The 21521-nt window shown below is 57.6% G+C and carries 20 protein-coding genes; 14 read left to right on the top strand and 6 right to left on the bottom strand.

Annotated features, from left to right (window positions below; genetic code table 11):
• Window positions 1-66: 66 nt before the first annotated feature.
• Window positions 67-366: a hypothetical protein gene (locus HY011_35550; protein ID MBI3428270.1), complete on the top strand. Its 300-nt coding sequence runs from the start codon at window positions 67-69 to the stop codon at window positions 364-366.
• The gene (locus tag HY011_35555; protein MBI3428271.1) at window positions 363-1703 is read left to right on the top strand and encodes a PD40 domain-containing protein; all 1341 of its coding nucleotides are present in this window, start codon (window positions 363-365) and stop codon (window positions 1701-1703) included. The genes HY011_35550 and HY011_35555 overlap by 4 nt, the downstream gene beginning before the upstream one ends.
• Here HY011_35555 and HY011_35560 read toward each other — a convergent pair.
• The 3 genes from HY011_35560 to HY011_35570 form a co-directional block, all read right to left on the bottom strand.
• Window positions 1674-2132, bottom strand: coding sequence for an HNH endonuclease (locus HY011_35560; GenBank protein MBI3428272.1), 459 nt, complete (start codon window positions 2130-2132; stop codon window positions 1674-1676). The two genes, HY011_35555 and HY011_35560, sit on opposite strands and share 30 nt — an antisense overlap.
• Window positions 2116-2532, bottom strand: coding sequence for a hypothetical protein (locus HY011_35565; protein ID MBI3428273.1), 417 nt, complete (start codon window positions 2530-2532; stop codon window positions 2116-2118). Before HY011_35565 ends, HY011_35560 begins: the two co-directional genes overlap by 17 nt.
• Before the next feature lie 66 nt (window positions 2533-2598).
• On the bottom strand, window positions 2599-7404 hold the full coding sequence (locus HY011_35570; GenBank protein ID MBI3428274.1) for an alpha-hydroxy-acid oxidizing protein: 4806 nt from the start codon (window positions 7402-7404) through the stop codon (window positions 2599-2601).
• A gap of 102 nt (window positions 7405-7506) precedes the next feature.
• Here HY011_35570 and HY011_35575 point away from each other — a divergent pair, with 102 nt between their 5' ends.
• Entirely contained in the window at window positions 7507-7833 is a 327-nt protein-coding gene (locus HY011_35575) for a hypothetical protein (protein MBI3428275.1), read from the top strand.
• A 142-nt stretch (window positions 7834-7975) separates the two neighbouring features.
• Here the strand turns inward: HY011_35575 and HY011_35580 are convergent, their stop codons facing one another.
• Window positions 7976-9019, bottom strand: a complete 1044-nt coding sequence (locus HY011_35580) for a glycosyltransferase family 2 protein (GenBank protein ID MBI3428276.1) — start codon at window positions 9017-9019, stop codon at window positions 7976-7978.
• Window positions 9020-9244: 225 nt separating this feature from the next.
• Here HY011_35580 and HY011_35585 point away from each other — a divergent pair, with 225 nt between their 5' ends.
• The 10 genes from HY011_35585 (at window position 9245) to HY011_35630 (ending at window position 18586) form a co-directional block, all read left to right on the top strand.
• Window positions 9245-9580: an STAS domain-containing protein gene (locus tag HY011_35585; protein ID MBI3428277.1), complete on the top strand. Its 336-nt coding sequence runs from the start codon at window positions 9245-9247 to the stop codon at window positions 9578-9580.
• Between the two features lie 77 nt (window positions 9581-9657).
• On the top strand, window positions 9658-11322 hold the full coding sequence (locus HY011_35590; protein ID MBI3428278.1) for a SpoIIE family protein phosphatase: 1665 nt from the start codon (window positions 9658-9660) through the stop codon (window positions 11320-11322).
• A gap of 19 nt (window positions 11323-11341) precedes the next feature.
• Window positions 11342-11752, top strand: coding sequence for a hypothetical protein (locus HY011_35595; protein ID MBI3428279.1), 411 nt, complete (start codon window positions 11342-11344; stop codon window positions 11750-11752).
• A gap of 3 nt (window positions 11753-11755) precedes the next feature.
• Window positions 11756-12118 (top strand): hypothetical protein, encoded by a 363-nt coding sequence (locus HY011_35600; protein MBI3428280.1) that lies wholly within the window; start codon window positions 11756-11758, stop codon window positions 12116-12118.
• An 80-nt stretch (window positions 12119-12198) separates the two neighbouring features.
• On the top strand, window positions 12199-13512 hold the full coding sequence (asnS, locus tag HY011_35605) for an asparagine--tRNA ligase (GenBank protein MBI3428281.1): 1314 nt from the start codon (window positions 12199-12201) through the stop codon (window positions 13510-13512).
• Between the two features lie 122 nt (window positions 13513-13634).
• The gene (locus HY011_35610; GenBank protein MBI3428282.1) at window positions 13635-14363 is read left to right on the top strand and encodes a class I SAM-dependent methyltransferase; all 729 of its coding nucleotides are present in this window, start codon (window positions 13635-13637) and stop codon (window positions 14361-14363) included.
• A gap of 227 nt (window positions 14364-14590) precedes the next feature.
• Window positions 14591-15502: an arginase gene (gene rocF / locus HY011_35615; protein ID MBI3428283.1), complete on the top strand. Its 912-nt coding sequence runs from the start codon at window positions 14591-14593 to the stop codon at window positions 15500-15502.
• Between the two features lie 46 nt (window positions 15503-15548).
• Complete coding sequence (locus tag HY011_35620; GenBank protein ID MBI3428284.1) at window positions 15549-16796, top strand: ATP-binding protein; 1248 nt, start codon at window positions 15549-15551, stop codon at window positions 16794-16796.
• Entirely contained in the window at window positions 16796-17443 is a 648-nt protein-coding gene (locus tag HY011_35625; GenBank protein MBI3428285.1) for a hypothetical protein, read from the top strand. The genes HY011_35620 and HY011_35625 overlap by 1 nt, the downstream gene beginning before the upstream one ends.
• Window positions 17444-17461: 18 nt before the next feature.
• A complete protein-coding gene (locus HY011_35630; protein ID MBI3428286.1) occupies window positions 17462-18586 on the top strand; it encodes a D-alanine--D-alanine ligase in 1125 nt (374 codons plus the stop codon).
• 355 nt (window positions 18587-18941) lie between these two features.
• On the opposite strand, the gene HY011_35635 is transcribed toward HY011_35630, so the two are convergent.
• Together HY011_35635 and glmM are read right to left on the bottom strand one after the other, a co-directional pair.
• Window positions 18942-19574 carry a hypothetical protein gene (locus HY011_35635; protein ID MBI3428287.1) on the bottom strand — a complete coding sequence of 211 codons (633 nt, stop codon included), beginning with the start codon at window positions 19572-19574 and terminating at the stop codon, window positions 18942-18944.
• A 96-nt stretch (window positions 19575-19670) separates the two neighbouring features.
• Window positions 19671-21023, bottom strand: coding sequence for a phosphoglucosamine mutase (gene glmM / locus HY011_35640; GenBank protein ID MBI3428288.1), 1353 nt, complete (start codon window positions 21021-21023; stop codon window positions 19671-19673).
• Window positions 21024-21153: 130 nt separating this feature from the next.
• Here glmM and HY011_35645 point away from each other — a divergent pair, with 130 nt between their 5' ends.
• On the top strand, window positions 21154-21396 hold the full coding sequence (locus tag HY011_35645; GenBank protein ID MBI3428289.1) for a hypothetical protein: 243 nt from the start codon (window positions 21154-21156) through the stop codon (window positions 21394-21396).
• Window positions 21397-21521 lie beyond the last annotated feature (125 nt).

Below are 21521 nucleotides of genomic sequence, written 5' to 3' on the forward strand. Positions count from 1 at the left end.
AGCCCCGGCATCTGTTTTAAGGTAGCCGTGACTACGGTCACGGGTCGTGCGACAAGAGAAGGAGTTTTGGTAGACACCTTCTTTCTGGCAAACGACCCTTTTCATTTCATTGCTACCCCGAAAAATGTCCACAGTATTGCTCCTTCGGTTACCGGCCCAATTGGTCGCCAGACGGTTCTCAGCTTCTCTTCCGAAGCTCTGCTCTACGTACCAGCCAAGGAGCTAAGGCATATCTCGTTGGCTTTGACGGAAGCCCGCCACACGTCGTACTTCCCGAGTTCTTCAAGGATTTTCTCACAATTGCGCTGGCTTGGCATCCAGACGGAAAGCGAATTTCAGCTTGGGGCCGAGGTGCGCAAGCATTGACCTTAATAACGTTGCCGCTGGACGGCGGCCCCCCTATCAAGTCTCAGTTTGATCTCAACTCGTCGAAACGACTTTTCCAGGTTATGGGCGGGCGTATGACGATAAATGATTTCTGGTGGGCGAAATCAGGGCGCTTTCTATACTCCGAAGTCGAAACGCGTGGCGTCAGAAACCTTTGGAGAATCAAAGTTGAGCCAGAGACCTTAGAATTCGTCGGTGAACCTCAGCGATTGACAACCGGCGCAGGGCAAGACGGCAGTATCGCCATCTCCTCGGACGGTAAGAAACTTGCTTTTGTCACACGCCGGGAAAGCACCCGCGTCTGGTCTTTTCCTCTTGATGCAGTGAAAGGGCAAATTAAGGGAGAAGGTCAACCATTGACAGCTTCAGGTATTGAGACCGGCATGCCCGATCTATCGCGCGATGGAAAAAAACTTGTTTACGTCAAATCCATTGGTGGCAAAGAAGAGTTCTGGGAAAAATCTCTTGAGGATGGACAAGAAAAATTACTGGCCGCTGATGATTTTCTTCGGGCCACTCCACGCTGGTCATGGGATGGAAAATGGCTCGCCTATCGGCGTTGCGGGTTCAACCTTACGGCATTTACCATCGGTTGTAATCTCGTTGTAAGGCCAGCAGGAGGCGGAGCCGAACAAATCCTCACGTCCACTTCACGAGGTGGCAACACGTTTGACTGGTCATCTGACGGAAGTCGGGTCTTGGTCACTTCATTTCCTGGTTCCAGCAAAAAAGCAGGCCTTGCTTTGATACCAATCTCTGCCGCACCACAGGCGGAAACGAAAGCTCAGATAGTAGCTGCTGACCCAGAAATGAATCTGTGGCAGGGGCGTTTCTCTCCTGATGGGAAATGGGTCACGCTCAATGGCATAAAAGAAGGCGGGCAATCTACCATCTATGTTGTCTCCTCAGCGGGCGGGGAGTTGGTGCGAATCACTGAGGGCAAATACTGGGACGATAAGCCGCGCTGGTCTCCTGACGGAAAGATGATTTATTTCATTTCAATCCGTACAGGCTTTCTGAACGTGTGGGCGATTCGTTTCGACCCTGTGATCAGAACTCGCGGTCAGCGACACCCGCCTTGTATTACCTATCCCAGAAGCTTCTGGAAATATTTGGGTGCTAGAGAATGTGGATCAATAACAAGTCGTCAGACTTATGAGGCCTCGTTTCCCCTCTGGAAAGCCGCTAATGCCGACCTTGCTGGCCGCGAAGCAGGAATACGCCAAGTCGCAATAAGATTTAGGGGACAGCATAGCTTTCACAAACGGCCCAAGCCACTCCCTCAATCACCGCCCAGATTCCTTCGGCGGATGTAGCTTCAAGATACGAAATGCCTCACGGAAATTGACCAGTTCTTCCCGGTTCAACCGCAACGCTTTGATCGTCGCCCGCCCAATTGCGGTTAACCCAATCATCAGCGTGGCATCCGCATCCCAAGTGAAATGCTCCGCCCAATGCTGACAGCGCGGATTGAATAACCGCACGCGCTTGCTGGTCAACGGATCAAGTGCTGTCAGTTTGTCGTGTTTGTAGTAATTGCACCCGGCGCAAGCCCAAGCCAAGTTGCGGATTTCTGTTTTGCCGCCGCGTGCAAATGGAATGATATGCTCGACGTTGAACGGCTGTGGGACATAACGCCGGAGGCAGCGGCAGTATTCGCAAACGCCGCCAGCACGCGCCTCAACCGTGCGCCGTTGCGTGGCTGTCGGGCGTCGTCGAGGTTTGGCGCTAGGAGATTTGGACAAGCGACTCCAATTCCAATTGTTTCGCCAATTCCGCAGGCGGGATTTTGCGCAGGCGCGCCAGTTCGATTACCGCTTGCAACCGGTCAACGCCCAACCGTTCGAGTTCCGCGATCAACACGCCCAATTCGGTGTGTTCATGCTTTGTCAACGTTCCCGCTAGCCGCTTGGCTGTCAAGGATTCAAACCGCTGCTGCTGTGCCTCAGTCACAGTGCGATTGATCCTGAGAAACAATTCGGATTCGCGCTTCGACAGGCGTGGCGCTGCGGTAACTGGAACAGAAACCTGGCGCAAGGCTTGGCGCAGTACGGCTTGCACTCTTTGCTGGGTCGCTTTGGGCGCGGCGTTGTAGGCTCTTGCCAAGCTGGGTTCAACCGTGATGGTAGCGGGTTCAGTTGCCATAGTTGCCTCCGTAACAGATGACGTTTGCGGCACAGTCTAATCGCTCAACTCAATCCGCGCCAAGCCTCACTTCTTCTTCGGCACCGCCTTCACAAACGTCCCCTGCCAATCACTCAACAACCGCCGCACCGCTTCCGCTTCCTGCTTCTGCTCGTCAAGCGCGTTGATGTATTTGCCGAGTAACTCTTTCAGGTTCTGCTCGTCTTCCCGGCCCACCGCTTCAAGGCTCACCTCCGCGCCCTTCGCCAACCGCCGCCGCAGCGCCGCTTCATCCAAACCCATCACTTCATCCAGCTTCAAATACACCACGCCGCCTGTCATCCCCGAACAAAGCCACGGTCCAGGATCGCCCAACACCAGGCCGCGTCCGCTGGTCATGTATTCAAACGCGAAGCCTTTGATATTCGCCCGCGAGGCGATGCAGCCCAGTTCATCGCTGAGCGGCTGGCGCAACTTGCCCGCGATGATCAGGTCTGCGCCCGACAGCCGGATGCCCGCGCGCGAATCGGCATCGCCATGCACGATCAGCGTGCCGCCCTGTGCGCCGTAGCCGAAGCATTTGCCGACCGAGCCGTCGGTGCGATGGCCGTCGTGGTTCATGCCTTTCAGGATCGCAATCGTGCCGCCGCAACTGGATTTGGCGGCGCTGTCCTGCACGCCGCCTTCGACGGTGATGTCTACGCCGGCGATGTTGTAGGCGCCCAGGCCGTTGCCGGAAATCGAGCCTTCGGTGAAATGGAGCAGGGCGCGTTTGAAATGCGCGGGCATTTTGTTTTGCGCCTGCGCGCGCGCCAGCTTGCCCGACAGGTGCGTGCCGAGCGAACGATCCACCGAGGTAACTTTGTCGTCCTCAAAAATCGCCACCGACTTGCCTTTCTCGATCAGGCCGTAGATTTCATCCGAGACGATCTTGGTCAGCGAGGTGCGCGGGCGATAGGCGCGCCCGATGTGGTCTTCGCGCAACTCTTCGGGTTCGTAGGTCTCCTGCAACTCGACGCCGTTGAGCAGGTAGCTCAGGTCAATGCGCTCGAGTTCGCGCGTCTGTTTCAGCAGTTCGGAACGCCCGACCAAATCCTGCGTGCGGGTGTAACCGAGCCGCATGGTGACGATGCCGATCTCGTTGATGACGTGGGTGAAGAAGTTGACGAGGCCGTCCACCGCTTTGTCGTATTCGCGCGGCGTGTATTTTTTCGCGCCGCCGGCCTTGGCGTCCTCTTCGGTTTTGAAGTGCGCGGTGATGCCGACGTGACAGGTGCCGGTGTTGCATTCGCGGCAACTGGTACAACCGACCGCTGCCATCGCCATCGTGCCGAAGCCGACGCGGTTCGCGCCCAGCAACATCAGCTTGACGACATCGGTGCCCGATTTGATGCCGCCGTCGGCCCAGACTTCGACGCGGTCGCGCAGACCGGCTTTCAATAAAGCGCGATGGGCTTCTTTGACGCCGATTTCGACGGGCATGCCGACGTGGCGCAGCGCGTGTTTGCGGGCCGCGCCGGTGCCGCCGTCATAACCGCTGATGGCGATGATGTCGGCGTGGGCTTTGGCAACGCCGGTGGCGATGGGGCCGATGAAGGGCACCGCCGGAATCTTGACCGAAATTTTGGCGTGCGGGTTGGCGGTCTTGAGTTCCGCAATCACCTGCGCGAGGTCTTCGATGGAATAGATGTCGTGGTTGTTCGAGGGCGAGAGCAAATCAATGCCGCGCGGCGTGTGGCGTGTCTTGGCGATCAACTCGGTGACTTTCATGCCGGGCAGGTGGCCGCCTTCGCCAGGCTTCGCGCCCTGGCCGATTTTGATTTCGAGGAAGTCGGCGCAGTTGAGCAAGTGAATGTTGACGCCGAAACGGCCTGAGGCGACTTGCTGCCCGCGATACTCTTTGTACTTGCCCATCATGTCGGGGATTTCGCCGCCTTCGCCGTTCATGGCGACGATCTTGAGGCGCTTGGCCCCTTCGGCGTAGGCGCGAAAGGTCGTCTCGCCTTGCGAACCGAAACTCATCGCCGCGATGAAAATGGGCGCGCTGTGATTGCCGATCTTGGTGTCGGCGTAATTGCGCGTGACGATGGCGCGTTCGTTTAGGTCTAGCAGGTGGCGCAGCGAGACGGGCGTGTCGCGCTCAATCTCTTGCAGCTTGGCGATGAAGTTTTCGTAGCGTTCCTCTTTGCGCGCGACCTTGCCGGCGGCGCTCCAAACATAGGGTTGACGGCGGTATTCGCGCGCCAAACCCGACGTGCCCGTGAGCGTCTTGGTGTTGGCGGGTTTCTCGGCCTGTTTGCGGCGCGCCGCGAGGCGTTCGCGCAATTCGCCATCGAGTTTTCCGACTGTCAGACCGGCCTTGTCAGAACCGCAGTAATTCTTGATGCCAAAGGTGTCGGCGATTTCATTGGAGAGGCCGACCGAGGCGAAGAGCCGTCCGTAGCCATCCAGTTCGTGCACGCCCATCGTGGACATGACTTTTTCGATGCCGGTGTGTTGCATCGAAAACAGCCCGCGCAAAGCTTTCTTCGCGGATTCTTCATCAACGGCATCACGCAGCGCGACTTCGTACATCGCGTAAGGATTCACCGCGTCGGCGCCGCAACCCAGCGCGAAACAGATGTCGTGCAGGTTGCGAATCTGGCCGGATTTCAGCACGAGGCTGCATTGACGACGCAAGCTTTCGCCAGATGTCTTTTCGGCTTCGTTGCCCAAACCGCTGACGACATCCGAAGTGATGGCGCAGCCGGAGACCGAAATTTCGATCTGGCTGTTCAGCGCCTGATCCACGGCGGCCAGCGCGAGATGGGCGTCAATGAACAGTTTGTATTCGTTGAAACCCTCGGAATCATCGAGCACGAGCAGCGTGACACCTGCGGCAACGGCTGCGCGCGCCTGTTGCTTGAGGCGCGCCAGCGCCTGTTCCAGCGTGTCGTCTTCGTCGTAACTGAGATCAAGCGTGCGGGCGACCAAGCCGGAGGGCATCGAATCGAGCGTGCTAATGCCGCCACCGCCACTTTGTTTCAAACGGCGCAAACTGCCTTCAGCAGAAAACGGATTGGCCTCGACACTCTCGCTGAATTCACGCGCGAGGTCGTCAATCAAACAGGTACCGAACTCTTGCGCAAGGGCGCGATGCGCGGCGAGTTGCATCGGTTTTACGGCAGCCGTGCCGCCCAGCAGGATCGGCGATTTGAGTTCCAGTTGTTGCGTCAGCGTGCCGCCTTCGACTAGCGAAGGACGGCGGCCCAGGAAGATGCGCACGCTGAAATGATCGCCCTCGCGCACGCGATCAATCGCGGGGTTGGTGACGACGGCGACGCGCTCGTGGAAGTAATCCGCCAGATTGCGGCGGACTTTCGAGAACGCGGCGAGCGGGCCGTCGTAACCCAGTCCGCTCAGCGGGTCTTTGCCCGAAGCCATCGTCATCACGTTGTCCACTTCTTCTTTCGTCCAGCCCAGCGCGGCCAGCGCATCGGTGGCGGCCAGCGCGCGTTCGATCTTGAGCACGCGCTCCTGCTTTTCGTCTTCGTAGGCGACAGCGTCTTCGGGCGATTCGTTTTCGAGCGTGATGCTTTCTTCTTCTTTTGCCGGATTGGCGGGAAAGGCGAAACTCGCGGCATTGAGCGCGACTTCATTCAAGCGGCGGAAGTCGTAGCGGTGCGAGGCCAGTTCAAAAATGCGCTGTTGCAATTCCTGATGCTCAAACACCTCGACGCTGCTGCCGCGCCGCAAGAGCAGGCCCATCTTTTCGCCGGGCGCCATCGGACGCGGATCGTCAGTCATCGCTTCGAGCGGCACGACGCCTTTTTCGGATGAAGCGAAATACTCTTTTTCCGTCGCGCCGAACCAGAGCGGGCGCAAGCCGAGCGCGTCGCAGCTAAACACGATCTCGTCGCCTTCGCGCGCGATGATCGCCGCCGGCCCTTGCGCCATCGAACCAAAGGCGCGGCGGAAGTAGCGATGGAAGTCTTTCATCGCCTTGTCGTGCTTTTCGCTCTCGCTCCACACGGGCGGGAAGATGATTTCGAGCGTCTCCATCAGCGAGAGGCCGTAGTTGAACATCAGGCTCTCGACGACGCGGTCGAGGATTTGCGAATCGCTGGCGCTGCCGGGCAATTGGAAGCCCAGGGCGATGGCTTCGCGCGTGAGGCGGTCAATCGAATTGATTTCGCCGTTGTGGCCCAGCGTCGAAAACATCTGCGCTTTTTCTGCCGCCGAATTGGTGTTGGTCGAATAGCGCCCGTGGCCCAGCGTAATGGCCGATTTGAATTCGGGGCGCGACAGTTCGGGGAAATAACGGCGCAGGGCTTCGGCATCGCCGCGCACTTTGTACACGACGCTGGTCTTGCTCAAACTGACGACGTGCAGCGGCAGTTCGCGTTCGAGTTGCAGATGAATCTGGAATGAGTCGCGGTTTTCGATGCGGCGCGCCGCGCGCGGGATCGCACCAATTTGCCAGAAGAGCGGTTCGTTGGCGCGGGCGAGCGGCCCCAGCGTTTCGCGCCGGTTCTGGGCATCTTGTTCAAAGACGACTTCCATGCCGCCCTGCTCGAAAATTTCCAACGCGCGCCGTTTAATGTCAGCGTGTTGCGCGCGTTCGCTGGCGGGGAGCATCAGGTGCGCGACGGTGAAATAGGGATGATGGACGGTATCGCCGATGAGGCTGCGATCCTCCAGCCAATGCCGCCAGATTTCGCGCGGGATGTCGGTTTGAATGCCCGCGCCGTCGCCTTCGCCGGCGATCTCGCCGGTGCGGTGGCCCATCTTGGTCAGGGCTTCGAGCGTGCGTTTGACGTTGCCGTGCGAAGGCCGGCCATCGCGTTTGACATTCGCCACGATGGCGCAGGCATCGCGTTCCGTTTCGATTCCGAGTATTTCCAGTAAAGTCATGATGTTCTCAGTAGTCAGTGCTTAACGTTTGATTACCGTTCTCGGTATTGCTTCAGCAAAGCAAAAAGCCCCAGCCAGTTTCCTGAAACTCGCTGGGGCTTTGTGGCTAAATTCTGCGTCGTCTTTTATCTGTTGCCGCCAGCGTGCTTGCGTTTTTTCGAGGGAATGCGCTTCGCATTCGAGGCCGCCCTGCGCGATGCCTTTACAGGTACCAGCAAGATAGCAATGCCCGCTGCCGAAAGCGGCGGGAGTACACACGCGCTCACTGCCGCTGATCCCGTCGCAAACACACCACGCGTGCTGAACGCCAAAATGGCAGCCCAGACCGAGCGCAAATTATGCGATTGCGGTTTCATCAGCCGTAGCTCGTTTCTCAATACTGCAATTGTGACGATGAGGGAAGCTCAGTCACCCCAACAAGTGATCTGAAAAGCTGGTAAAGCATTGGCAAGATACGCAGTTGAACTTGGTTTGTCCAATGAAATGAATTTATCCGATGATTAAACCGCCTCATTGTTCGGCATGCAGTAACAAATCTTCTTCACTTCAAAAGAGTTGGGGGGGACGCCGTTCAGCCAGCCCGATGCCAGTGTTTGCCGTAAAGAAAGCCGAGCAGATGCCAGAGCGCCAGTTCGCCGTTAAAACGCTGGCCTGCGCCACTTTGCCCATGCGGCAAGTTCAACACCAGCGCGCGCACGCCTGCCAACGCTTGCGCAAACAGGAAGCGCGGCACGCCCAGCAAATAGGGGACGGTTTGTGGACGTTCGCGGTCAATCAACCCGTGGCTGACGCCATTCCAAAACACGCGGCGGCGGTAATAGTGTTTGGTCAGGCGTTCGGGCGGCACGTAATGATGGATCACCAGATCGGGCCGGTATTCGCCGCGCGCGCCTGCGGCCAGCAGCCGGTCGCTCATATCCTGGTCTTCGCCCGCCAGCAAATCGCGGCTGCCCCGTCCGAGATGGGGCGCGTAAAGGCCGACACGTTGCAACACCGCCCGGCGAATCACTGCGTTGCCGCCCATCAGCATCCCGCTGTAATCGTGCCCAAAGCGTTGCACCGTCTCGCCGGCTTCGACCAAACCGAGCACCGCGCCGTACCCTGGCGGCAGCCAACCCGGCGCCGCCTGACTCCAACGCGGTTTGCACGGGCCGCCGATGAAATCCACCTCGGGGCGTTGGAACACCGCGCAGACACAGTCAAACCAGTCCGCCGCCACTTCTTCATCATCATCAATCAAGCCGATCAACGTCCCAGCCGTCGCGGCAATGCCGTGATTCAAAGCGTGCGAGCGGCCTTGCTGCGCTTCAAACAGGTAATGCAGCCTTAATTGCGCGTGCGCAAAACGCGCCTGATAGCTTGCCACAACCTGGCGCGTGGTATCGGATGAATTGTTGTCCACGACCGTAATTTGCACACTCAGGCCAGGCGGCTGTTGAGCAACCAACAGGCTTTCAAGCGTGCGCAGTAGCAAAGCCGCGCGATTGTAGGTGGGAATGATGACATCCAGCGTCAAACTGCCGCGCGCCGGGATGGTGGTTGCCGCAACAACGGCATGCTCTGCCGACCATACAGCAGTTGTGGGCTGAAGCTTCTCTTGCTCGAAATCCGCCATGAAATCCTTACTGTGGGGCCGTGGGGCCTATCAGGGGAACTGCGCAATGGGAAGGAAGGCGCGGATTCTAGCCCAGGCCGGAAAGGCGCACAAATCCAGCCCGCCTAACCGACAGAGTCGGGGCTAAAGGAAACGCCAGTTTGGTTTTCCGAACTACCTCGCTATAATCGCCGCGCACTTTTTGCGCCCCGCGAAAAGCTGCCTATTCCGCAGTATGAGGACAACATGGAGATTACCGTTAGAAGCAACGACACGGTCACGATCATTGATTTGAATGGAAATTTAACCATCGGGCGCAGCGAAGAAGCGTTGCGCGAAACCGTCACCCGTCTGATCGGCGAAGAGCGCCGGCACGTGCTGCTCAATCTGGCCGAGGTGCCGATGATTGACAGTTCCGGCATCGGCGCCATCATCAAATCGTTCACCAGCCTGCAAGACAGCCAAGGCAAGCTGAAAGTGTTGCGGCCCTCACGCATGGCACGGCAACTGTTGACCATCACCGGCCTGATGTCGGTCTTGGAATCTTACGAAGACGAGGCGAAAGCGATTTCATCTTTTTAGCTAGATGTTGGATGTTAGATGCTGGATGCTAGCGGCGCTTGCCAGCATCCAGCATCTAACATCCAACATCCCTTCTTATGCAAAAGGCGGCGCAACTCAAAGTCATCAACCGGTTCGGGGCGGAAAAACTTTTCACGCTCGATAAACCGCTGTTCACCATCGGACGCAAGGCCGAAAACGACCTGCAATTGCTGTCTGACACCGTCTCGCGCCAACACGCCGAAATCGTCTTTCAGGACGGCACCTATTTCATCGTGGACATCGGCAGCAAGCGCGGCACCTTCGTCAACGACCAGCGCGTCGAGCGCATCGCCTTGCAACACCAAGACCGCATCCGCGTGGGCGGCGATGAAGAGCAATTCCTGATCTTCCTGGATCAAACCGTCGAGCAGGCTTCGATCATCTTCGACACTGGCACTTATCAAGCGCGCCCGCAAACCTATGACCGCGCCCCCGAAGCTTCGGCCAACGAAGAATTGCAAAAGCTCTCGCGCTATCTGGAAGTCAACCAGGCCTTCAAATTCTCGATGTCGCCTGACGACGTGCTGTGTCTGATCGTAGACGCGGCGATTGAAATGGCCCAGGCCGAACGCGGCTTTCTGATGCTGCTCAACGAGCGCGGCGATTTGGAATTTAAGGTCGCGCGCGACAAACACCGCAACTGGCTGCTCGGCAATGATTTTTCGATGAGCCGCTCGGTCGTCGAAGAAGCCTTCAAACAAAACCGCAGCATCATCGTCAACGAAACCAACCAGCCCGATGTGCCCGACCGCCAAAGCGTGCGCGACCTCGAATTGCACACCATCGCCTGCATCCCGCTGCGCAGCTTCCAAATGAACGAGCAGATGGACGCGACAACCATCCTCAAACGTGATGTGATCGGCGTGCTCTATGTGGATAGCCACTTCATCAAAAACTCGCTCACGCCGACCTCGCTGCGCCTGCTCGAATCGCTCGCGTTTGAAGCGACCAAGACGCTCGAAAGCGTCCGGCTAATGCACGAGGAAGAGGACAAGAAACACCTACAGGAAGAACTCAAACTGGCCGGACAGGTGCAAGCCGCCCTTGCGCCAACCTCATTCAAGCAACCGGCGCATTTTGAAGTCGCCGCGACCTCGCTGCCTTCGCGGGATGTGGGCGGTGATTTTTACGAATTGATCCAACTCAAAGATGGCCGCTGTGTTTTCTCTGTCGGTGATGTAGCGGGCAAAGGCATCGCCGCTGCCATTCTGGCCGCTGTCGCGCAAGGGGCGCTCCAAGCGCTTTTCATCGCCAACCTGCCATTGACCGATGTCATCGCCAATCTGAACAAGGCAGTCGTGCTGCGTTCAGAATCCAACCGCTTCATCACGCTGTTTTGCGCGGTGCTCGATGCGCAAGGCCATCTAACCTATATCAACGCTGGGCACAACCTGCCGATACTGGCGCGCACGGCGGGCGGCTTTGAAACGCTGACGACCAAGTCGGTCGTGCTGGGCGCGTTCGATTTTGCCAAATACGAAGCGCGCCAGACGCGCATGCTGGCCGGTGACGTGCTGGTCATTTACAGCGACGGCGTCACCGAAGCTGTCAACGCCGCTAACGAAATGTTTGGCGAAGAACGGCTGGAACAACTCATCCAAGTGAGCGTTGGTTTGAGCGCCGAAGAAATTAAAAGTCGTGTGATGAACGATGTGCTGGCCTTTACCAGAGGCTTGCCGCAAAGCGACGACATCACATTGATTGTGCTGAAAATGAAGTAGGCGCGAAAGGAGTTAAGTTATGACTACAACCGGCACGGTTGCCATTGAAGCTGCCGCCGAAGCGAATGCTGAAGCGACTGCCAACGTTACGGTAGAAAATATTTTGGAGCAGTACAAGCAACTCTCGTTGCGCGACCGGCAGCGGTTGGTCGAAGCCTTGACCGGGCGTTATTTTCCGCCGCCCGCCGAATGGTTCAAGAGCCGCGTCATCAGCACGAAGGAACCGTATAACCCGCGCACAAAGGAATATGAGTGGCTGGATCAGCACCGGTACGAATACATCGGCGAATGGCTGGCGCTCGAAGGTGACCGCTTGGTGGCACACGACCCGATTGCCAAAGAGGTATTTGCCAAGGTCAGGAAACTCGGCTGTCAGGACGCTTATTTTGTCTACGTGCATGATCCTGACATGCCTTTCGTGGATGCTTGAACAATGATCACGCAATTGCACTTTTCCGTCAGCCGCCGCTTCAAGACGACCGCGCTAGGCATCCTCATTCCGGGTGCGCTAGAACGCAACGGCGTGCGCGCCGGGTTTGAGGCGAAAGTTGATCCTGGCAGCGAGTATTGCCTGTTTTCGCGTGAGCTTGCCGACCAGTTGGGCATCGAAGTGCTGGACGGACTGCCCGTGCGCCTGAGCACTCTGGCGGGCGGGCTGACGGCGAATGCACATTGGGTGACGTTGCACACGCTGGGTCTCAGCTTTGAATCGTTCTGCTGTTTCACCCGGCTTATGGAACCGACCGCAACATCCTGGGCCACCAAGGCTGGCTCAATAATTTGCACATGGCGCTGACGATGAATGATGAAATGATCCATCTAAAATCTCTCGTTGACGCCGAAGAATCATAATGACAAGGACAGGTGCTTGAATTTATGGCGCAAACTTATATCGCCGACATCGGCAAACATCTTGGTGAAGAAGTCACGCTGAAAGGCTGGCTTTACAACAAACGTTCGAGCGGCAAGCTCGGCTTTCTGGAAATCCGCGATGGTTCCGGCCTGATTCAAGGCGTCGTCTCAAAGAAAGAAGTAGACGAGCAAACCTGGGCCAATAGCGAACAGGCCACGCAGGAATCGGCGATCATCGTCACCGGCGTGCCGCGCGAACATCCCAAAAAACCGGGTGTCTATGAACTGGATGTCAAAACCCTCGTGCTCGTGCATCAGGCGCAAGAGTATCCGATCACGCCGAAAGAACATGGCGTCGAGTTCCTGATGGATCATCGCCATCTGTGGCTGCGGTCGCGGCGGCAACACGCGATCCTGCGCGTGCGCCACACGATCATCAAAGCCGTGCGCGACTTCTTCGATAACAACGGCTTCACGCTCTGCGACACGCCCATCTTCACGCCCGCCGCTTGCGAAGGCACGACGACGCTCTTTGAGGTCAATTACTTTGACGACGAGAAAGCCTATCTCTCGCAATCCGGCCAGCTTTACAACGAAGCGACCGCTGCCGCCTTCGGCAAAGTCTATTGCTTCGGCCCGACCTTTCGCGCCGAAAAATCGAAGACGCGCCGCCACCTGACCGAGTTCTGGATGGTCGAGCCGGAAGTCGCTTATGCCAAGCTGAACGACGTGATGGAACTGGCGGAGAATTTCATCAGCTACGTCGTCGGGCGCGCGCTGGAAACGCGGCAGGAAGAGTTGAAAATTCTCGAACGCGACACCACGCAACTCGAAAAGGTCATGCCGCCCTTCCCACGGCTGCAATACGACGACGCCGTCAAAATGCTGCAAGCCGCGCACGCCGAGGGCAAAGTCGAAAACAATTTCGAGTGGGGCGGCGATTTTGGCGCGCCGGATGAGACTTACCTATCGTCGCAATTCGAAAAGCCGGTGCTGGTGCATCGTTACCCCGCCGCGATCAAGGCGTTTTACATGGAACCCGATCCCGAACGGCCCGACTTGGCGCTTTGCGTGGATGTGCTCGCGCCGGAAGGTTACGGCGAAGTCATCGGCGGCGGCGAACGCGCGTCGTCACTGGACTATCTGCTCAAACAGATTGCTGCGCACGGCTTGCCGGAAGAGGCCTTCGATTGGTATCTCGACTTGCGCAGGTACGGCTCCGTCCCGCACGGCGGCTTCGGCATGGGCATCGAACGCTGCGTCGCCTGGGTCTGTGGCCTCGAACACGTGCGCGAAACCATTCCCTTCCCCCGCATGCTTTATCGCTTGAAACCTTAAACCAGTGGATAGTTGACAGTGGATAGTTGATAGTTTCGTCCTTGAAGCAACTATCCACTGTCAACTATCCACTATCCCACTCTTCTCCCCCTAATTGCCCCGTTTCAAAGAGAAGAAGAGTTATGGCTACTACATTTGAAATACAGGCTGCCGAAGTGCTGCCAAAAACCGTTGCTTCCCAACAATCAGCCACGCATCTCACAGCCTGGCTGAGCGAGTTTGAAGAGAAAATCGCGTCGGATTTCCGCCAGCGCACCCAACTCGATTACAAGGAAACCATTCAACAGATCATTGACGCCGCCGAACCGCAGCCGGGCATGCACGTGCTCGACGCGGCCACCGGCAGTGGCGTGATCGCGCGTCAATTCGTCGGACGCGTCGGCGATCAAGGCCGCATCATCGGCGCTGACACTGCCGACCGCGTCGAACAGGCGCGGCTCGCGGCGCTTTCGGCCAAGGTCAGCCGCAAGCTGGAATGGCGCGAGACGCTGCCGGAGAAGCTGCCGTTTGATAGCGAGAGCTTCGATCTGGTGACCTGCGCGATGGCCTTTCACCGGCTGCCCGCCGCCGAGTTTCTGGGGTCGGTCTATCGTGTGTTGAAAGCAGGCGGGCGGCTGATCATCGCGGATGAGTTGGCACCCGTGCAGGCCAGTGCGTGGCGCGCGGGCTGGCGGCAGTTTTACTATCGCTTCATTGCGCGCGACGAAATCGAAGTAAACGCGCGGTTCTATCAGGCCGAAGCGTTGGCCGAGATGCTGCGCGCCGCCGGCTTCCGCCAACAAACGGTCAAGGTGTTGCGCGAACGCAGCAAACACGATTGGGCCTTCGCGCTAATCAAAGCAGTGAAATAACTCTTCCCACGAAGCCACACGAAGCAGCACGAAAAAGGCGTAGACAGGATGAACAAGATTTTCGTCAGGATTTACGCCAGGATTTAAGGAAGATGCTCAAGCTGGCGTGACCCGAAACATCATCTTGTCAATCCAGCCCGCAATCCTGTTCATCCTGTCTACGGCCTCTTCACGCTACTTCGTGCTGCTTCGTGTGACTTCGTGGGCGAGCTTCTAAAGGTGTTGTGATGTCAAAAAAAGCCACGATCATCGGCGTCTTGATGGATTTGGGCGCTGACCGGCGCGGCGTGGACATGGGGCCGTCCGCCGTGCGTGTGGCCGATTTGAATGCGCGGCTGGAACGGCTGGGTTACGAAGTGACCGACGCAGGCAACATCCCGGTGCGCAATCCAGAGATGTTGCAAGAGCATCACACACACGCGAAGTACCTGCCCGAAATCGCCGCCGCCTGCCAAAAACTGGCTGATCAGGTCGAAACGGCGTTGGAACACGGCGCAATTCCCATCGTGCTGGGCGGCGATCATTCCATCGCCATCGGCAGCGTCGGCGGTCTGGCGGCCTTTCACCACAAACGCGAGCAGAAAGTCGGCGTGATTTGGTTCGACGCGCACGGCGATATGAATACGCCTGAGACGTCGCCGTCGGGCAACATCCACGGCATGCCCTTCGCGGCGATTCTGGGCCACGGCCCACACGAACTGACGCACATCAGCGGCTTCGCGCCCAAAGTCCATCCTGAAGATTGCGTGCTGATCGGCGCGCGCAGCGTTGATCCCGAAGAAGCCACGGCGCTCAAAGCCTCCGGCATCCGCGTCATCACGATGCGCGAACTGGACGAACGCGGCATGAGCGCCGTGATGGACGAAGCGATGTGGCTGGCATCAAGACGCACGGCGGGCTTTCACGTGACGATGGATATGGATTTCGTAGACCCTGATTACGCGCCCGGCGTCGGCACCCCCGTCCCCGGCGGCCCCACCTACCGCGAAAGCCATCTGGCGATGGAGAAGATCGCCGATTCGGGCAAGCTGCTGTCGTTTGAACTGACCGAAGTGAATCCGGTGCTGGACATTTCCAACAAGACGGCGGAGTTGGGCGTGCAACTGATCTTGTCGGCGTTTGGCAAGAAAATCATGTAGAATCCAAGTGTAGATTTCATTCGCAATTACATTCCAGCAATCCCAAATGATCAGACTTATCGAAGCACTCAATTTTCGTTGCCTCAGAGCCATCCAGCAGCCGCTCGGGTCTTTTCACGTGCTCGTCGGCCCCAACGCCAGCGGTAAGACAACCTTCCTCGACACTGTCTCTTTTCTAGGCCATTTAGTTTCCGAAGGATTGGAATACGCGCTAAACGAAAGAACTCATAACTTTCAAGACATGACTTGGGGCAGAAAAGGCGGCAAGTTTGAATTGGCGCTTGAAGCTGCGATTCCTGTTGAGATGCGTGAAAAGCTCCCTACCTTCGCGCACATCCGCTATGAAATCTCCATTGGCATCGGTGACGAAAATGCAGCGCCAACGATTTTACGTGAAAGAGTACTGCTTAAGGATGGCGATATCATCAGACGTGCCACGCCTAGTTTATTTCCTGCCGAAACGCTGGTTACAGAAAGCGTCTTTCTCCCGGTCAAAAGCGGCTATCGCTCAAGTGTGAGCCGGGATGCAAGTGGCAATGTCAACTTTTATTCGGAAGGAGCGGATAAACCCGGGCGCGGCTGGATCAACAAATTCAAGCTTGGCGCACGTAAGTCCGCTTTAGGTAATTTGCCCGAAGATGAGACCCGCTACCCAGCTTCCACCTGGTTAAAGAGTTTACTGGCCGAGGGGGTACAATCTTTCGTCCTCAACAGCATTTTGATTCGCAAGGCTAGTCCGCCCAATCAAGCGCCTGGCTTCAGGTCGGATGGTTCGAACCTTCCATGGGTAATACACAACCTTGAGAAAGAGCCTGCGCGTTTCCAGGAATGGCTGGCGCACTTGCGCACAGCGCTGCCTGAGATAGAAAACGTCCGCACAATCGAACGGGAGGATGACCGGCATCGGTATTTGATGGTGCGCTATCTTGGTGGTTTGGAAGTGCCTTCCTGGATGACTTCGGATGGAACGTTACGTCTCATGGCCTTGACCATCCCGGCCTACTTGCCTGGTTTCAAGGGCGTCTACTTGATCGAAGAGCCTGAGAATGGCATTCACCCGCGCGCCGTGGAAAGTGTCTTTCAATCGCTCTCTTCGGTTTATGATGCGCAGATGCTGTTGGCCACGCATTCACCCGTGGTGCTGAGCGTGGCGGACGTGAAAACAGTGCTGTGTTTTGCGAAAACCGCCACGGGCGCGACCGACATCGTACTAGGCAGCGAGCATCCGCGTTTGCGGGATTGGCGCGGAGCCACCAACCTCGGAGAACTTTTTGCCGCAGGAGTTTTAAGCTGATGGCCGAAGCCGCCCGAAAAGACTTGATCGTGCTCGTGGCTGATAAAGACATGCAGCTCACGGTGCAGGGTCTCCTTTCAAACCATTACAAGCTCGGCATTCGCCCTTTGTATTACGACCCCCAAGAAATCTATGCGCACCCGGGCAGAGACCCTGGCTGTTTTCTCAAATGCGAGAGCTTTCTCAGTGGTTTCCTGAACTCACACAGCTACGCGTTAGTGCTGTTCGACCGCGAAGGCTGTGGGCGGGAGCACCTGACCAGAGACCAAATCGAAGCGCAGATCGAGGCGCGGTTGACTCAATCCGGTTGGGCTGGCCGCGCGGCGGCGGTCGTGCTTGATCCGGAGTTGGAAGCTTGGGTTTGGAGCGACTCGCCACACGTTGACGGCGTTTTGGGGTGGGAAGCGCGGCAGCCGAACTTGCGTTCCTGGCTGAACGAGAACGGCTTTTTGGGTGAGTCCGAGTTAAAACCCGCGCGCCCTAAAGAAGCCCTTGAAGCCGCGCTGCGAAGCGCGAAAAAACCGCGCTCTTCGGCCATCTATTTCGCGCTTACCCAACGCGTGAGTTTTGCGCGCTGCCAGGACGCCGCTTTTCTCAAATTCAAAACTCAGTTGCGGAGTTGGTTCCCGGCTGATTCAACCGCCTGATTTTCGTCGCATAATCCGATGTCAACAAAAGCAACCAATCCCACTCCAAACAAACTCCGCGTCGGCGTCATCTTCGGCGGCCGTTCCGGCGAGCACGAAGTCTCGTTGCGTTCCGCCGAAGCGGTTATCAACGCGCTGGATCGCAGCAAATACGAAGTCGTGCCCATCGCCATCAACAAACACGGCAAATGGCTGGCCTCGCGCGAAGCCACCAACCTGTTGCCCAGTTCGGTGATGCAAACCGCCGATCAAGCCGTCGCCATCTTCGGTGATCCGACTGAACGCGGTTTGGCGCGTTTGGATCAAGCGGGCGAACGCGAGCAACTCGATGTGATCTTCCCTGTGTTGCACGGCACCTATGGCGAAGATGGCACGATTCAAGGCTTATTCGAGATGGCCGATGTCGCCTACGTCGGTTGCGGCGTACTGGCCTCGGCTTGCGGCATGGACAAGGTCGTGATGAAGTGCCTCTTCCGCGAAGCCGGCTTGCCCATCGTCCCTTACACACACTTCCTGCGCACGCAATGGGAAGCCGACCCGCTGCGCATTGAGACGCGCGTGAGCGAAGAGATTGGCTTTCCCTGCTTCGTCAAACCGGCCAATCTCGGCTCTTCGGTCGGCATTTCCAAAGCGACCGACTTGAAAAGCCTGAATGCCGCCATCGCGCTGGCCGCCAAATTCGACCGCAAGCTCATTGTCGAAAAGGGCATCAACGCGCGCGAGATCGAATTCAGCGTGCTGGGCAACGACGAACCCGTCGCCAGCCTGCCCGGCGAAATCGTGCCGCAAACCGCGGACTTTTACGATTACACGACCAAATACATCAGCGACAACGGCGCGCGTCTGGTCATCCCGGCGGAGCTTGCGCCTGAACAGACCGCACAATTCCAGCAACTGGCCGGGCGCGTCTTTCAGGCAATTGACGGCGCGGGGCTGGGGCGCGTGGATTTCTTTTTGGAAAAAGAGACGGGCGAGATTTTTGTGAATGAGATCAACACCATGCCCGGCTTCACCTCGATCAGCATGTATCCGAAGCTGTGGGAAGCGAGCGGCCTCGGTTACAGTGCGTTGATTGATAAGCTGATTGAATTGGCGCTGGAACGGCACCGCGAGAAAGCGCGGAACGTGACGAGTTACGAGTAAAGCTTTCAGCGCAGGTCGGAACACTTTTGCGCTACCCTGGCGTCTGAGGATGGAAACAGCGCCCCGCAAAAAAGGCAAAAGGACAAAGAAAGCAAAACTTACTCCTGTTTTGCTTTCTTTGTCCTTTTGCCTTTTTTGTATTCCCTAAATCAGAACTACCAACATTGGGACAGAAGCGTTTTCACAGGATTGACAGGATTTTCAGGATTCACAGAATTGATCAGGCAGGATAGGCAGATTGAATCGTCGGCCCAGCTTGTCAATCCTGAAAATCCTGTCAATCCTGTGCCAATCTTTTGTGCTCTGATTTAGACTTCAACAGCAAGCGCCTTGATTTCAGAAATCTGCCCTGCCCTTAGCGTGAAATTTCCTGTCCGGCGGCCCCGGTGATGATCTCTTCGGTTTGGAAGGCCAAGAACATATTGACGAAATTCACCACCCCAATGGTGAGTAAAGCCGGGACAATGACAGTACGACAACACGCCACATCGGGCGCGGCAATATAAGGCTTAATGGCCGTCGCCCATTGATCGGCGCTCATCGCCACCGCGGCCAGCGCCAGAAAAAAAGCGCCGCCGCCAAAGCCGATGGATTTGGCGATGTTGTCCTGTGATTGCTCAAAGCTATTGAAGAGGATCAGCAAGTAGCCGATCACGCCCAATTGCACCAGACCCCAAAACAAATGGGGGGCGATGGGGCTGCAAAACGTCCCTGGCTTGAGCCAAACCCATCCAAACCAGCCCATCCAAACGAGAACAAGCTCCATGCTAATGATCAATTTGAATTGCGACTTTCGGAATTTTGTACCGCCTCTTCTCACCTGCGTTTCCTCCTTTTGACTTGCTGGCGTATTGGCCAGTACCGGATGACGATAAGCTGCGTTAAGTGAGGGGGAACCAGAGCGGTTCGCAATTGCGTTTACGGAAGTCAGTTGATGCCGGGACAGTACCACGCGCGTGAGCAAGCGGCGCGTTGGCGGTTCAGCCAATGATGCAAGCTTGACGCTACCGCTTGCTCACGCGCGCGGTACTGTCCCGTTGCGCGGTTTTCCCATACACCCCGCTCTAACATCTCTTGCCCGCCCTTAGCTCCTGGGCAAACGGTCGCGCGCCCAGGCCAGCAACTCTTGCGCGCGCGTTTCGGTTTCGGCCTCGGCAATCAGCCGGAGCATGGATTCCGTATTCGACGCGCGAATGTGCAGCCAGCCGTCCGGCCACGAAAGTTTAATACCATCGCTCAAATCCACCTCGGCGGCACCGGCGCTGGCGATTTCCTGGCGGACTTCGTGCAGCGCGGAAAAGAGCAGGTTCGGCGCGACCGGCACATAGCGTTTCAGCATCGCGTAACGCGGCAACGTGGCGGCCAGCGCCGCCAGACTTTGCCCGCTGCGCGCCAGGTGTTCGAGCAATAGGCCAATGGCGGCGGCGCTGTCATGGGTCAGTTGCACGGCGGGCACAGCGACCGCGCCATTGCCTTCGCCACCCAACACCGCCTGGTATTCGAGCAGCGCTTCGGAAATGTAAGACGAACCGACCGGCGTGCGCACCACGGTCGAAGCGTGGCGCGCGGCGATGGTTTCGATAGCGCGCGTGGTCGAGACATTGGTGACGACGACGCCCGGCGTGCGTTGCAGTTTCACCTCAGCAGCCAGCGCCAGCGTCATTTCTTCTGACAGCACTTCGCCAGTTTCGGTGACAAGGCCGAGCCGTTCGCCATCGGCATCGTGCGCCAAACCCAGATCAGCGCGTCCAGCTTTCACGACGGCACGCAGTTGCGCCATCGTCTCGCGCTGGGGTTCGGGATTGTGCGGGAACGGCGCGCTCACGTCATCGTTGATCGCCAGCACGGTGCAGCCTAACGCTTCCAGCCAACGCGCACTGAGTTGCACGCAGGCGCCGTTGCAATAATCCACGGCCACGGTGAAGCGGCGCGCACGAATCGCGGCGACATCAAAGGCGTTTTGCAAAGCAGCGAGGTGCGGTGCAAGGGCATCGCGCGTCTCGATGTGGGTTTGCAGCTCGTTCCATTTGGCCTTGGCGAATTCGCCTTGGTGGAAAACGTCCAGCAACTCTTCGGCCTGCATCGTGTTCAAGTATAGCCCGTCCCCGCGCACGAATTTCAGCGCATTCCAAGCCGACGGATTGTGCCCGGCGGTGATCGAGAGTCCGCCCTGCGCGCCGAAATGCTTAACCGCCAACTGCATCGAAGGCGTCGGACAAACACCCAGATCAAACACTTCGCACCCGGCGGCCAGCAAGCCGGCCAGCACCGCCGAGCGCGCCATTGGCCCTGAGGGGCGCGTGTCGCGGCAGACGAGGATGCGCCCACGATCCAGATAGGTGCCGAAGGCTTGCGTAAATTGCACGATCAATTCGGGCGTGAGCGTTTCGCCCACAATGCCGCGCACGCCGGTGATGCCGATTTTCAGTGGTTTCATGGAAAGCTCCAGGCCGGATGTTTACCACGAAAAACCGGAGTTCGGGAAGCCGGGCTGGCTATCGTCAGCATTTCCCCGCTGGAGTAGAATGCGGGCCAAGCCATTCACAACTGCTTGAGACGAGGCCGCGATGGATGAAGCACCGCAAGAGATCATGCAACTGCTGGCCGCCTGGGGACAGGGCGAAGAGGCGGCGCTCGCCGAATTGATGCCGCTTTTACGAAGAACTGCGCCGCATCGCGCACAGCTATCTGCGCCGCCACACCCGATAACACCTGGCAAACCACCGCCGTCATTCACGAAGCCTATCTGCGGCTGGTCAACCGGCCCGAACGCGACTGGCAGGAGCGCAAACACTTTGGCTCATGTGTAACCAGTTTGCATCGTTGCTGTCCGGCACATTCGTCGAATGAGCATCGCATTGATGCGTTTGGCGTTGTACATGGCTTCATAGGTCGCCACGTAGTCTTTGAGATAACGCTTGTGGACACCGCGAAA

The organism is Acidobacteriota bacterium, assembly GCA_016196035.1.
Lineage (GTDB): Bacteria > Acidobacteriota > Blastocatellia > RBC074 > RBC074 > JACPYM01.